This is a genomic window from Arcicella sp. GW821-FHT09D11 (genome assembly GCF_059416265.1).
In genome coordinates, this window is sequence record NZ_JBWKOV010000005.1 from 19079 (window position 1) to 34471 (window position 15393).

Genomic DNA, 15393 nt, shown 5'->3' on the forward strand with positions numbered 1-15393 from the left:
TAGGACAGATTAGCACAGATTCGTTTCTTTTAGCTTTCTTTTATCTTTGCATTAAATTGCTCACAATTTAAGATTTTATTATTAGGAAATTCTTGAAATTATTTGAAAAATTGCAGGAATGATACTGAAAAAAGTAGAATCCAACGTTTATAAAATCCTTTTTCACCCGAGTTTGCGCTATTTTACTGTATTTCCATTAACCATCTTAAACAAATGAAAAAAACAATTTTATCCATTCTTTTATGCTTCTTGATGAATGCTTTGGTGGCTCAAACGCCAAATGTTCAACGTATTAACCCAACTAACTGGTGGGTTGGTATGAAAAACCCAAAGCTACAACTCTTAGTTTATGGCAAAAACATTGGTGATTGCGATGTGAAAATCAATTATCCGGGAGTTTCTTTGGAAAAAGTAAACAAAGTTGAAAATCCCAATTATCTATTCCTTGATTTAACAATTGCACCAGCCACCCAAGCTGGGCAAATGATGATTGAGCTTTCAAAAACGGTGAAAGTGCAAAAAGGGAAAAAACAATTGATAGACCAAATCGTAAAAATAACGCAACCTTTTCAGCTAAAAGTACGTGACCAAAAGCCACAGGAAATCAATTCAAAAGATTTTATTTACTTGATTCTTCCTGACCGTTTTTCAAATGGCGACCCTTCCAACGATAAATTTGCAGATATGGCCGACCCTGCTTCCGACCGTAAAAATCCATTTTTACGTCACGGAGGCGATTTGCTGGGTGTACAAAATCATTTAGATTATGTAAAAGAATTAGGAGCTACTACCATTTGGTTGAATCCAGTTGTTGAAAACAATCAACCCCAAACCAACGAAGGAGGAGCTATGCGTTCAGCCTATCATGGTTATGGTTTTACAGACCATTATAATGTAGACAAACGCCTTGGGGGTAATGAAGCGTATAAAAAATTAATAGAAGCATCGCATGTCAAAGGACTAAAAATTATTCAAGATGCAGTATATAATCACGTAGGAATCAATCACTGGATTTTGAAAGATTTACCAATGAAAAACTGGTTAAATCAATGGGATACTTATACCAATACGTCGTACCGTGATGAACCCGTGGTTGATATTTTGCATGGTTCGGCTGCTGATTTTAAAGTACAACAAAATGGTTGGTTTGTTCCTTTCTTGCCCGATTTGAACCATAAAAATGAATTTGTCGCTAACTTTTTGATTCAACATGCTCTTTGGACAGTGGAAAACTTTGGTATCGATGGCTGGAGAATCGATACTTATCAATACAATGACTTGAATTTTATGAATCGTTGTAATGCTGCTTTGGCAGAAGAATATCCTAACATGTTTATTACAGGTGAAAACTCTGTACAAAGTGCTTATTCACAAGCCTATTTTGCAAAAAATAACCTGAATGTACCTTTCAAAAGCTCATTGCCTTCTGCCAACGACTTTGTGCTGTTTAATGCCATCAACGATGCGTTGAACCAAGGGTTTGATTGGGGAAAAGGCTTCAATCGTTTGTATTCTACATTGGCAATGGATGCGCTCTATGAAGACGCTAACTTGAACATGACTTTCTTGGATAACCATGACATGGATAGATTTTATTCTGTCATTGGCGAAGATTTTAATAAATATAAACTTGGCGTAGGCTTTTTATTAACTACTCGTGGAGTACCACATTTGTATTATGGCACCGAAAACCTGACAAAAAACTTCAAGAATCCATCGGATGCCGAAGTACGCAAGGACTTTGAAGGCGGTTGGGCTGATGATAAAACAAATAAGTTTTTAGCATCAGGGAGAACAGAGAAAGAAAATGAAGCTTTCGATTTTGTGAAAAAGTTAGCTAGCTATCGTAAAAACAGTAATGCGATTACTACAGGAAAATTAACACAGTTTTTACCACAGGATGGAATTTATGTGTACTTTAGATATACCGAAAACGAAAGCATTATGGTAATCATGAGCCAAAATAAAGAAGATAAAAATCTGGATACTCAAAGATTTTCAGAAAGAATGTCGGGTTTCAGTACTGCCAAAAATATTATGACAGATGTATTGGTGGGAGATTTAAAAACATTAAAAATCCCAGCGATGTCAATTACGATTCTTGAATTAAAAAAATAAACATATCCTTACAGACATTGAGTGAGTTAGTGAATTGTGATTGAGTGAATATTTTTTTTAAATCACTCAATCACTACTCACTCAATCACTAACTAAAAATCACATGACAAAGATTAAAGCTTGCCTATTCGATTTAGATGGCGTAATTGTTGATACAGCAGTATATCATTTTCAAGCTTGGAGACGCCTTGCCAACGAATTAGGGTTTGATTTTACCGAACATCAGAATGAACAATTAAAGGGTATTTCACGTATGGAATCGTTAGAATTGATTCTTCAATGGGGAAATGTTACCTTAACAGAAGCGGAAAAATTAGCATGGGCAACTCGTAAAAATGACTGGTACCTAGATTTAGTGAAACTAATGACACCTAAGGAAGTCCTCCCAGGCGTTGAAAAGTTTCTTACTGACCTTCGCGAAGCGGGTATTAAAATCGCTTTGGGTTCGGCTAGTAAAAATTCTAAATTGATTTTAGAAAGAATCAATATGTTAGATTATTTTGATGCCATTATAGATGGCAATAACATCACCAAAGGCAAGCCAGACCCTCAAGTATTTTTGATGGGAGCGGAGGCAACTGATTCATTGCCAAGTGAATGTGTAGTATTTGAAGATGCCGTAGCAGGAATCCAAGCGGCTAAAGCAGGAGGTATGAAAGCTATTGGAGTAGGTTCTCCTGATATTTTAACAGAAGCAGATTTTGTGATTGCTGGCTTTGACGAAATGACCTTGGATAAATTGAACTTTTAATAATTATCCAAAATACAGTTTAGCACAGCAAATTGAGTGTTAAATTTCTAGTATAAATTCGCACAGAAATTAACACTTTTGCAGTATAATAGTATTATGCTGATGTTTTTTCTAAATAATAATGCTGTTTTTATGTAAAAGTCGAGAATTGTTATTTAATTTACTATTGACCATTTTTATAAATACTTGATTAAACTATTGATAATCAGTTGATTTGATTGGTTTTTTCTTGAGGAGAAAGGTTTAATCTTTTTCTTAATAAACAAACTAACCAAGTATAACCTTATATGAAAGACTATCTTAAACACGATGAATGGTGTATCATCGAAGAGGGATTTAATCGTGAATTCAACGAAATTACGGAATCTGTTTGCTCGTTAGGCAATGGACGAATGGGACAAAGAGGTAATTTTGAAGAAACTTTCACCGGAAAAACACTTCAAGGGAATTATGTAGCTGGTGTATATTACCCCGACAAAACACGTGTAGGTTGGTGGAAAAACGGATACCCTGAATATTTTGCAAAGGTGTTGAATGCTGCCAACTGGATTGGTATTAAAGTTGAAATAGAAGATGAAATACTAGATTTACATACTGCGGAAGTAAACGATTTTAGACGTGTGTTGAATATGAAAGAAGGTTATTTACAACGTTCTTTTGTGGCTATTTTGCCGTCGGGCAGACAGGTAAAAGTTAATACCAAACGCTTCAATTCTATTGTTGATGACGAATCAGGGGCAATTTCTTATGCAATTACGCCCCTTAATTTTGACGGAAAGCTTGTGCTAACTCCTTTTATAGATGGCGATATCAAAAATAAAGATGCCAACTATGATGAAAAATTCTGGGACGAAGTTCATAAAGAAACAGCTTTTGCGGAAGGATATATAGAGATGGTTACTAAGAAAACAGGTTTTCATGTAGTAACTGGTCAGAAATTTCAAATTTTTCAAGAAGGCAAAGCCGTTGATTTCAAAAGCTTGCCTCAAAAAGCAGAAAAATATATAGCGAGTCAAGTTACTTTGAGCGTAAAAGCTAACGAAGAAACTGTTTTAGTAAAATATGCTTGTAACCTTTCTTCTGAAAATCATGAAATAGACGATTTACTTCCTAAAGCCAAAGCTTATTTAGCTAACATTGAAGCCAAAGGCTTTGATAAAATGCTAACAGAACAAGCAGAAAAGTGGGCATCACAATGGGAAACGAATGATATTGTGATTGAAGGTGACGTTGCTGCTCAGCAAGGTATTCGTTTCAATATTTTCCAGATGAACCAAACTTATACGGGCGAAGATGCTCGTTTAAATATTGGGCCAAAAGGCTTTACTGGCGAAAAATATGGTGGCTCAACCTATTGGGATACCGAAGCTTATTGTATTCCTTTTTACTTAGCAACTGCCGATCAGCAGGTAGCTCGTAATCTACTGGTTTATCGTTGGAAACAACTAGGTAAAGCCATTGAGAATGCCCAAAAATTAGGTTTTAAAGATGGTGCCGCATTGTATCCAATGGTTACAATGAACGGTGAAGAATGCCATAACGAATGGGAAATTACCTTTGAAGAAATTCACCGTAATGGCGCCATTGCTTATGCCATTTACGATTATGTAAACTATACAGGCGACGAAGCTTATTTAGCTGAACATGGTTTTGAAGTACTTTTAGGCATTGCTCGTTTCTGGGCACAGCGAGTAAACTGGTCGGAAGCGAAAAAGCAATATGTGATGTTGGGAGTGACGGGACCAAACGAATACGAAAACAACGTAAATAATAACTGGTACACAAGTTATTTCGCTGTTTGGTGTATGAAGTATTTGATGGAAGTAGCGGATAAAATCAAAGCATCAAATCCTGAACGTTATAATGAGCTAGCTAGTTTTACAAACCTTGATGAAACCATTGAGTTTGAAAAATTCAAGAGTATTACTAGCAATATGTACTTGGGCGAAGATAAAGCGTTAGGCATTTTCTTACAACAAGATGGTTTCTTGGATAAAGAATTAATAAAAGTAACTAATCTTCCAGCTCATGATAGACCAATCAATCAAAAATGGTCGTGGGACAGAATATTACGTTCTTGCTTTATTAAACAAGCCGACGTGTTGCAAGGAATATATTTCTTTGAAGATGACTTTGATACCGAAACCATCAAGCGTAATTATGATTTCTATGAACCAATGACAGTTCATGAGTCATCATTAAGTCCATGTGTGCATTCGATTATTGCCGCTAAATTAGGAGATAAGGCACGTTCTTATGAATTCTATCAACGTTCGGCACGTTTGGATTTGGATGATTATAATAATGATACGGAAGACGGTTGTCATATTACTTCCATGGCAGGTACTTGGATGTCAATCGTGAAAGGGTTTGGCGGTATGCGTATTCGCAATGGGCAGGTATATTTAGCACCATTTGTCCCAGAAAACTGGAATTCATTCTCGTTTAAAATTCGTTTTAGAGGCAATTTGTTGAATATCAAAACTTTTGCCCATGAAGTAGTGATTGAAAATTTGGCAGGAGATGATATTACTATTTTTGTATACAACGAAGCTGTAGTTTTGAAAGCAAATTCGACAGTTAATATTGAACAGAAAAATGTAGAAGCCGTAGCGTAGGTTACTAATATTATTTTAAACAAAGCCCCTTGAAGGATTTTCTTTTGAGGGGCTTTGTTCGTTTATCATCTTTCAATAAAAGTAATAGATGCTTTAGAAAATTTCAAGTGTAAAAATATTAACTTGGCACTAACATATAAACAATAATAACATGGAAAGCTTAACGGTAAATAACTTTGTCAAAGACATCAATAAATCTATTGAATTTTATAAGCAGATTGGTTTTCAAACCATCATGACTGTACCAGAAGAAGGAGATTTTGTGTGGGTGATGCTCTCAAATGGAGGCGTAACAATAATGTTGCAGACGATGGATAGTTTAGGAGAAGAATTACCTGATATTGATAGAAACAGACTAGGAGGGAGCTTACTCTTTTATATCAAGCTAAAGGAAATAAGAAGCTTTTTTGAGAGTATTAAAGACAAAGTAGAAGTAGTGAAAGGACTAGAAAAGACTTTTTATGGCGCGACAGAATTTACGATTAAAGATATTGATGGGTATTACTTGACTTTTGCGGAGGATGAAGCGTAAATAATAACATATATCAGTTAAGACCTACTAGAAATATCATTCTTACATCGTGCCTATTTGTCTAATTTGCCTAAAGTTTAGCGCATTTTAAGCATTGAGAGAAAGTTTTAAATTAGTATTGAGAGAAATTTCGTTGTATTTTGTATGTTTGTTAATACAGAATCCTTCATCATTCAATACATATCAATATGAGAAAAATTATTTTACTGTTTTTCCTTCCTTTTTCAATTCTTGCACAAAAATTTTCAAATGCTGAAATCAGTCGCTTTGAGGCACAGGCGAAGCGAGTAAATATTATTCGTGACAATTGGGGTATTCCTCATATTTATGGCAAATCGGATGCAGATGCTGTTTTTGGCTTACTTTTTGCTCAATGTGAAGATGATTTCAAGCGGGTAGAGATGAATTATATAGAAAAGCTGGGAAGAATTGCAGAACTAAAAGGTGAATCAGAACTCTATAACGATTTACAAATTCGCTTATTGATTGATACTACCGAAGCCAAGGCAGATTATCAAAAGGCAGCACCTTGGTTAAAGAAATTGTTGAATGCTTATGCCGACGGGATTAACTTTTATTTATATAAACATCCAGCAGTGAAACCTGCTATGCTGACACGCTTTAAACCGTGGTATGCTTTGTTGTGGACAGATGGAAGTATTGGTGCAATCAGTACGGCCGATTTAAGCATAGCCGATTTAAAGAATTTTTACTCAGGTAGTTTAGTGTCTGCGGTAGCTGTTCCTAAAAATCCTGAGCAACAAACAGGTTCAAATGGGTTTGCGTTTTCTCCTAAGATTACGCAATCAGGCAAAGCTATTTTATACATTAATCCACACGTTACTTTCTACTTTCGTCCAGAAGTACAAGTGGTTAGTGAAGAAGGTTTGAATGCTTATGGAGCCGTTACGTGGGGGCAAATGTTTGTTTATCAAGGGTTTAATCAATATTGCGGTTGGATGCATACCTCTAGTAATGTAGATGTTGCTGATGTGTATGCCGAAAAGATTGTCAAAAAAGGCGACAAGTATTTTTATGAATATGAAGGAGCTTTAAAGCCCGTAACAGAAAAGAAAATTACGATTAGTTACCTCGCTGACAATGTATTAAAACAGAAAACTTTTAGTACATACTTTACGCATCACGGGCCAATTATGGGTAAAAGAGATGATAAATGGGTGAGCCTGAAATCTTATAACCGTTCTATTGTCAGTATGATTCAGAGTTGGAAAAGAACCAAAGCGAAAGGATTTGAGGAATATAAGCAAGTGATGGCTTTAAAGGCTAATACGTCAAATAATACTGTTTTTGCTGATTATAAAGGCAATATCGCTTATTGGCATGGCAACTATATTCCTAAAAGGGATAATCAGTTCAATTGGGCTAAACCTGTAGATGGCTCAATAGCAGCTACAGAATGGAAAGGCTTGCATGAGGTAGATGAAACCGTGCATTTGTATAACCCAGTCAATGGTTGGTTGCAAAATTGTAATTCAACGCCCTTTTCAGTGGCAGGGGTTAATAGTCCTAAACGAGAAAATTATCCATCCTACATGGCTCCCGACGGTGAAAATTTTAGAGGGGTAAATGCAGTAAGGGTATTAGACCGTGAGAAGAAATATACCATGGATAAAGTAATCGCCGCAGGTTATGATACTTATTTGTCGGCTTTTGAAATATTGATTCCAGCTTTGGTGAAAACATTTGAGCGTGACGTAAAGCAAAACGATTCGCTCTATACGCAGCTAAAAGCACCGATTGAAATCTTGAAAGCGTGGGATTATCATTCATCAGAAAATTCAGTAGCTACTACTTTGGCAGTAGAATGGGCACAGAAATTGAGCCCTGTTATCCAAAGACTATACATAGACCAAGGCGAAACCGACCAAGTGGAAAATACTAAGAGGTTTGCCGCCAATGCTGATGTAGCGAAATTTATGCCTCCTTTGGTGACAGTGATAAATGATTTGAATAAAAAATTTGGTACTTGGCAAATACCTTGGGGCGAACTAAATCGTTTTCAAAGATTGACGGGTGATTTACAAACAAAATATAATGATAATGAGCCAAGTGTTCCTGTAGGTTTTGCTTCAGCGCTTTGGGGGTCGTTGCCATCTTATAATAGTAGATATTACCAAGGAACGAATAAAAGATATGGCGTTGGAGGCAATAGTTTTATTTGTGCCGTAGAATTTGGTGAAAAAATAAAAGCTAAATCTTTGTTGGCAGGTGGCGAAAGTGGTGATCCAAATTCAAAACATTTCAAAGATCAATTGTTGATGTATACAAAGGGGAAATTCAAAGATGTCCTCTTTTATAAGGAAGATGTGCTAAAAAATGCAGAAAAGACGTATCATCCAGGCGAATAAGCGTAAATATTGTTAAACAAATTGATAAAACGTTAGGTTCGCAGTATATTTGTAATATTTTTCAAATAAGATTCAAACAGTAATTTCAATAACGAATTAAATTAAAATTAAATGGCGTATCAACAAGATTTTACTCATGTGACAGGTTCTGAACCGCACCGTTTGCGTACAAGGCAGATATTAAAGGCTCACCCTGAGGTAAAGAAGTTAATCACAAAAAATCCAATGACGATGGTTTGGATTCTGGCTTGTGTGTCACTTCAAATTCTGATGACTTATCTGGTAAAAGACCAAGCTTGGTATATTATTTTAGCGGCTGCTTGGTGTATTGGTGCTTTCCCATCACATACATTGTTTATTTGTATCCATGAGGCTTCGCATAACCTTGTTTTCAAAAAACCATCGTGGAACGTTTACGCTGGTATTGTTGCTAATTTTCCTTCATTAGTACCTACAGCAATTTCATTTAAAAACTACCATTTAAAGCACCACGCTTTTCAAGGTGTTCATGAACTAGATGCTGACTTACCAGATAAATGGGAGGCAAAAATGATTAATAATTATTTTTTAGGTAAAGCAATCTGGTTGTTATTGTTCCCAATTTTTCAAGTGATTCGTACACTTCGTTGTTTAGAATTAGCGGTAATAGACCGTTGGGTATTGATGAATATTTTTGCTCAAATTGCCTTTGATGTTGTCATTTGGTATTTCTGGGGATGGCCAGCATTAGGCTACATGGGTGCAAGCTTTATGTTCTCAGTAGGTTTACACCCACTTGGTGCAAGATGGATTCAAGAACATTATCTTGTATTGGATAAAGACCAAGAAACATACAGCTATTATGGTGGTTTGAACTTAATCAATATGAATGTGGGCTACCACAACGAACACCACGATATGCCATCAGTACCTTGGAATAATTTACCAAAATTGAAAGCGACTGCTCCTGAGTTTTATGATGATTTGAAGTACCATACTTCATTTGTGAAATTATTTTTTACCTTTTTATTTAGCCAAGAAGTAGGCTTATATTCAAGAATTGTAAGAAAAGAAAGAGGTCGTGTAGGGTTGGATGATACCTCAATTCCAGACATTCAAATGGCTGAACAAAAAATATAATAGATAATTACAATTTTTCAATAAGATTTTTCGTTTTAAATAGCTCCATTTTTGGAGCTATTTTTATTTTCAATAAATTAGTTTTATCCTAAACTGCTTATTTGTTTTTTTAAGAATAATATACGAAGTTTGTTAGACAGAAACCCTTTGCTAACCATAATACTGAATGTTTTGAGAGTCCTCAATACATTTTTCGCTGTTCCTCATCACGCAAACATTCTTTTGAAATTTAGTAAAAAAGCAAATGGCAAAGAAAAATAAATTAAGAATCATCAACTACGTCAAGGATGGAGTGGTACTGAGAAGTGAAGTTGCGCCCAAACCTCCAAAAAGAATTACAACGAAATGGACCCAAGAGGAAATAGATTTCCTCAAAGAAAATTTTCAGAATTTGACATCCAGAGAAATTTCTGATCAACTTGGAAGAAGTTGGGAGTCTGTAAGAGGGCAACTTAAAAGATTTAAACTCACAGTAGGAGAAGAGCTTAGGAAAGTACGCCAAGCGAGTAGAAAAGGCGTTCCTTCAGGCAGAGAAGGCGTTACCAAATGGACTGACGAAGCCATCAATTATTTAAAGGAGCATCATTATAGCAAACCTTTACCAGAGATTTGTGAACATTTGGGCTTAAGATATGGCGTTGTTTATAAAAAAATGCGCTCGCTTGGCCTAAATGTAAACCCTGAAATAGCGTTAAAGGTAAGGAAAGAGGGTATTGGACGTATTAATGCCGAAAAGAAAGCTTATTTTGCTTCCGATGATTTCCTTGAGAAGCAAAGGAATAAGCAACTGAAAAAGCGAACGAACTCTATTAAGCAACGTTTAATCAATAGGGAACTTTCTGAAATCCAGAAAATCCAGAATGAGATAAAATCAGCGATGAAAAAAATAGAGAAGAACGACGCTCTTATCAATAAACTTGTCACTGAAAAACAAAATTTAAGAGCAGACGTCAAACGCTCTGAACTTCGTATAAAAGCCATCACAGATAAATTGAATTCTTCTGTTCAACATTCTGAAATAAGTACTTAAAATACAGGGAAATCAGTACAGTGAAAAAGGTGTTTTTCATTAACTTTATCACGAACAAAGAATATAAACTCAAAAATGAAAAAACAAATTTTCTCTATTGGAGTACTACCTCTACTGGCTGGCTTATTAATATCTGTTGATGCTTCCTGTAATCTAAATCATGCAAATGATAACCCTGTTTTAAACAAATCAGTAAAAGCTGGTACTGATGAGTTTAAGATTGAAACGTTTGTTACGGGCTTGAATGTACCTTGGGGAATGGCTTTTTTACCTAACGGTGATATGTTGGTTACTGAAAGGTCGGGACAATTAAGATTGATTCATGATGGAAAATTAGTAGAAGAGCCTATCAAAGGACTTCCTGCTATTATCTCTAAAGGACAAGGAGGGCTTTTAGATATAAAATTGCATCCCAATTATGCCAAAAATGGATGGATTTACTTTAGCTATTCATCACCTTTAGCAGATGGCGAAACTGGCAAAGGTTCTAATACAGCGTTGATGCGTGCTAAATTAGTAGGCAATACGCTTACAGAACAAAAAGTTGTCTTTAAAGCAACACCAAATGTAACTACAACCCATCACTACGGTGGAAGAATTGCTTTTGATAGAGCAGGCTATTTATACTTGACAGTAGGAGAGAGAGGTCAACAAGAAGAGGCTCAGAAACTTACGACTTTCCAAGGAAAAGTAGTGCGTTTAAATGATGATGGTTCTGTGCCTAAAGATAACCCATTTGTTGGACAAGACGGTGCTAGACCTGAAATCTATTCTTATGGACACAGAAATCCACAAGGTTTTGTGATTAATCCAACGACAGGTGATTTGTGGGAACACGAACATGGTCCACAAGGAGGCGACGAAGTAAATATCGTGAAGAAAGGTGCTAACTATGGCTGGCCAGCAATTACCTTCGGTATTGGCTATGATAATTCAATTATCAGTCCAGATACTGCTCGTGCAGGAATGGAACAGCCTATTATTTATTACAGACCATCAATTGCTCCTTGCGGAATGACTTTTATCACCAGTAAGAAATTCCCTGATTGGAAAGGTAATTTACTGATTGGTTCATTAAAGTTTAATTATATCAAGCGTTGTGTAATTAAAAACAATAAAGTGGTTAGTCAAGAAACGGTGTTTGAAAATATTGGTAGAGTAAGAGACATCAAAGAAGGTCCAGACGGAAATATTTATGTAGCCATTGAAAGTACTGGTTCAATTGTAAAAATTAGTCCAACTAAATAGTGGCTATCGGTCTTCGGTCATCAGCAATCGGCTTTTATAATTAAAAGCCGATTGCTGTTGGCTATTATTATCAGTTCTGATAATCTAAAGCTGAATCACGATACCTGAAAACCAATTTTTATATTTTGACTGCCGAATTCCGACAACCGAAAGCCCCTTAAATAAAAATGAAAATAATTATACTAATTGCTTCAATGTTGTTTCTGTCTCCTTTTTGGCGTCAAGAAGATGAACTAGCTGATAGTATTGCTCGTGGTAAAGAAGTATATATGAATAATTGTATTGTTTGCCACATGGGTAAAGGAGAAGGTGTTCCTAAGCTTAATCCGCCTTTGGCAAATTCAGATTATTTATTGAAAACTCCCGAAAAAGGCATTAGAGCAATAAAATTTGGATTAAAAGACTCTATCCAAGTAAATGGAGTAAAGTATCAAGGCATGATGCCTGAACCCGGATTAGAGAATGAAGAAATTGCCGATGTAATGAATTATATCTTGAATTCATGGGGTAATAAATCGACAAAAATTATTGATGTGAAAACAGTAGAGGGAATCAAAAAATGATTCCCTCTTGTTTTTAGCTCTTGGTTTAGATTAGACAACTTTTCAAAAGTTGACAAATCTTTAACTGTTTAATCCATCTACTTCCTCTTAAAATAAGGCCAACCTTTCTTAAAATACATTTCTACAATATTCATTTTAGATTTTCCTTGGTCTTCGGCATCATAATAATGAATAGAGACAATGTTTTTGCCTTTTTCTCGCAATAAACCCACATGACCAGGGCCTTGAAATTTACCTTCAGTTCGCATAATTACCGTACCTCCGCCAGTATTTAAATCTTTACCAGTTTGGTCTAAAAATGGCCCTAAAGGATTTTTAGAACGCCCACAAACGATGTAATAAGTACTATTTAGTCCTTTGCAACATAAACCATTGTTCACAAAAAGATAATAATATTCACCTTCTTGAATCAGACAAGACGCTTCCCAGTCAGACTCTCTGCCACCCGCTACTTTTTTGATACTTTCTCCAGCTTTGATTTTCCCTGAAATAGAATCTAATTCTACTGCACCAATGCCACCGAAAAATGAACCATAGGTCATCCAAATTTTACCTTGCTTGTCTTTTAGAATACTTGGGTCTATGGCATTGAAGTCTTTTCGTTCCTTAGATGCTACCACCATACCCAAGTCTGTCCATTTATATTTTGGAGATTTTGGATCAAGGGTTTCATTGGTTGCTACCCCAATAGCGGACTGAGTAACGCCGAAGGATGAACAAGAGTAATATAAATAGTATTTCCCGTTCATAAAAATACAATCTGGCGCCCAAAAATGTCCTTGGAATTTAGGTACATATTCTTTAATCCAAGTGGGAAAAGAGTCCTTTTTATACACTGTTTGTGACGAGACTTTCCAATTGACTAAATCAGTGGAATAAGTAGCTTTGATACCATTACCAGTAGAAAAGAACCAATAACTATTGCCTTCTTTCAAGATGGTAGAAGGATCATGAGATTCGATTTCTCCCTGCTGTGCGTTAGTCTGGAAGTTTATTAATAGTGCGAATAAAGCTATTAAAAAGTACTTCGTATTTTTAATCATAGTCATTGTGAGAGTGAGGTTTAACCCGACTAAGCCACGTTCTAAAATAGCTTAATCGGGTTTATTAATTATTACTCAAAAACACCTACAAAACCCCCATTGGGCTTTAAAGAGATTTTGTATTGTCCCTTTGCAGGAATATCAAATGATGATTTTTTTAATAAAACGGTTTCATCATCAGAGATTAATTGTCCTTTTTTATTTTTTAAGAAAGATAAATCAAGCGTTAGTTCTTTGTTGATTCCTTCACCATTAATACCTGCGATGTACCATTTGTTACCTGATTTTCTGGCTACGACAAACAATTTGCCTGGGAATCCATCAATAAAACGTGTTTCATCCCAAGTGCTTGGTAATGTTTGTAAGAATTTTTGAGCAAATTCAGGAACATGAGTCATACCTTCGGGTGATTCTGCAAAATGTTGAATACCTGAAATAAATACAACAGACAAGGCTAATTCAAAAGCAGAAGTAGTTCGTCTTTTGATATTAGGCACTTTGTACAAATTCATCGGCGTAAAGTCCATTGGGTCAAAAGCATTCCTTGTAAAAGGCAAAGTAGTGCAGTGTGCAGGCTGTTCGTCAGCAGCCGCTTGGTCGAACGTAACCATCTCAAATCCTTTTACTGCCTCCGCAGTCATTAAATTCGGGTAAGTTCTGTGCCAGCCTCTTGGTAAAGTAGCACCATGAAAGTTGACTAATAATTGTACTTTTGCAGCATCTTCTAAAATATCTACATAATACTTAATCATCGACTGTCCATCACCGCCAAAGAAATCAATTTTTACCCCTGCAATACCCATTTCCTTGATTTTGGTAAATTCTTTCATTCTTCCTTCATGTGTCAGCAATAATCCTTTAGGATGATACTTTACTGTGTTCCAATCGCCTGCGGAATTATACCAAAGCAACAGTTTTACATTTTTGGTTTTGGCATAATCAGCTAGCCATTTTGTTTTGTCATAACCAATTCTAGTGTCCCAATCGGCATCTATCAAACAATATTCCCAGTGCATTTTGGCCGCAAAATCGATGTAGTCTTTGGTTGTTTCAAAATTGACAGATTCATCTTTTTTGATAATCCAACTCCAAGAAGCTTTACCAGTTTTAATGAACGAAGTATCCATTTTGATAGCAGGCTTGGCTAAATCTGTGCCCAAGGTTGATTCTGTGATAGTTTTCAACGAACCTAAGGCAATGATTCTCCAAGGTGAAAGCCAAGGCAAAGTAGATTGTGGATTCAATTCGCCCCCTGTAAATACTTCTGGTGCTTGTGGAAACCCGATTTTGTATTCATTATTCGGCGATTCAGATCTTAGGCGTGTAGCACAATAAGTACCGTCTAAACCAGCTTCGGTTAATAAAACCCAAGTGCCATTACTTTGGAAAAGAGCAGGATAAACCCACCCCGCTTTGATAGGTGAAATAATACCTGCTAAGATATTTTTTTGATAAAACTCTTCATAAGAAGGATGACAGTGTTCCCAACCAGTTTGGGCATCACTCATGGGTTGAAGCCAAGCTTTAGTAGCTTCTGGAAAATTGAATGACGTAATTTCCTCACTGATTTTCTTGATGTCGCTAGCGTTTTCAGGAAAAAAATACCTGAATGCTACACCGTCGTTTGAAACCTGAAAAATAATATCAAGTTTTTTACCTTGTGCATTTTTTAGTTTAAAAACCTGACGGTTAGCAGTATAGGTAATCTCACTCTTTTTAGCAGTAAGGATACTATACTTATCTTTTACCAAAATAGGCTTCGTAGTCTCTAAAAGTGTAAGCCCTTTAGTGAAATCACCATCTTCGCGGATGAGTCCTAAGCGAGACGATTCTAATACTTGCTTTCCTTGAAAGCTTACAGAATAGCTTGCTTGTTGATTTTTCACTGAAAAATCAACAGTAATTTGATGATTCGGACTAAACATTTTCTGTGAAAAAGCACTACTTGCCAATAGTAAAAAAATAATTGTTTGAAATGATTTTAGGTTCATCGTAAGGAAAG

At 35.9% G+C, this 15393-nt stretch carries 11 protein-coding genes; 9 read left to right on the top strand and 2 right to left on the bottom strand.

Going from position 1 to position 15393, the window contains the following annotated elements:
* Window positions 1-213: 213 nt before the first annotated feature.
* From AC07N0_RS15285 to AC07N0_RS15325, 9 genes are all read left to right on the top strand, one after another.
* Window positions 214-2118 (top strand): alpha-amylase family glycosyl hydrolase, encoded by a 1905-nt coding sequence (locus AC07N0_RS15285; RefSeq protein ID WP_494589856.1) that lies wholly within the window; start codon window positions 214-216, stop codon window positions 2116-2118.
* 103 nt (window positions 2119-2221) lie between these two features.
* Window positions 2222-2869 (top strand): beta-phosphoglucomutase, encoded by a 648-nt coding sequence (pgmB, locus tag AC07N0_RS15290; protein ID WP_494589857.1) that lies wholly within the window; start codon window positions 2222-2224, stop codon window positions 2867-2869.
* Between the two features lie 287 nt (window positions 2870-3156).
* Window positions 3157-5487, top strand: a complete 2331-nt coding sequence (locus AC07N0_RS15295; protein WP_494589858.1) for a glycoside hydrolase family 65 protein — start codon at window positions 3157-3159, stop codon at window positions 5485-5487.
* Window positions 5488-5638: 151 nt separating this feature from the next.
* Window positions 5639-6019 carry a VOC family protein gene (locus AC07N0_RS15300; RefSeq protein WP_494589859.1) on the top strand — a complete coding sequence of 127 codons (381 nt, stop codon included), beginning with the start codon at window positions 5639-5641 and terminating at the stop codon, window positions 6017-6019.
* Between the two features lie 188 nt (window positions 6020-6207).
* Entirely contained in the window at window positions 6208-8388 is a 2181-nt protein-coding gene (locus AC07N0_RS15305; RefSeq protein ID WP_494589860.1) for a penicillin acylase family protein, read from the top strand.
* A gap of 111 nt (window positions 8389-8499) precedes the next feature.
* A complete protein-coding gene (locus AC07N0_RS15310) occupies window positions 8500-9507 on the top strand; it encodes a fatty acid desaturase (RefSeq protein ID WP_494589861.1) in 1008 nt (335 codons plus the stop codon).
* 244 nt (window positions 9508-9751) lie between these two features.
* The gene (locus tag AC07N0_RS15315; protein WP_492799476.1) at window positions 9752-10537 is read left to right on the top strand and encodes a hypothetical protein; all 786 of its coding nucleotides are present in this window, start codon (window positions 9752-9754) and stop codon (window positions 10535-10537) included.
* Between the two features lie 75 nt (window positions 10538-10612).
* Window positions 10613-11785, top strand: coding sequence for a PQQ-dependent sugar dehydrogenase (locus tag AC07N0_RS15320; protein WP_494589862.1), 1173 nt, complete (start codon window positions 10613-10615; stop codon window positions 11783-11785).
* Between the two features lie 167 nt (window positions 11786-11952).
* Complete coding sequence (locus AC07N0_RS15325; protein ID WP_492799474.1) at window positions 11953-12348, top strand: c-type cytochrome; 396 nt, start codon at window positions 11953-11955, stop codon at window positions 12346-12348.
* A gap of 77 nt (window positions 12349-12425) precedes the next feature.
* Here the strand turns inward: AC07N0_RS15325 and AC07N0_RS15330 are convergent, their stop codons facing one another.
* Both AC07N0_RS15330 and AC07N0_RS15335 read right to left on the bottom strand, forming a co-directional pair.
* Complete coding sequence (locus AC07N0_RS15330; RefSeq protein ID WP_494589863.1) at window positions 12426-13397, bottom strand: arabinan endo-1,5-alpha-L-arabinosidase; 972 nt, start codon at window positions 13395-13397, stop codon at window positions 12426-12428.
* A gap of 65 nt (window positions 13398-13462) precedes the next feature.
* Entirely contained in the window at window positions 13463-15382 is a 1920-nt protein-coding gene (locus AC07N0_RS15335; RefSeq protein WP_494589864.1) for a glycoside hydrolase family 97 protein, read from the bottom strand.
* Between the last annotated feature and the right edge of the window lie 11 nt (window positions 15383-15393).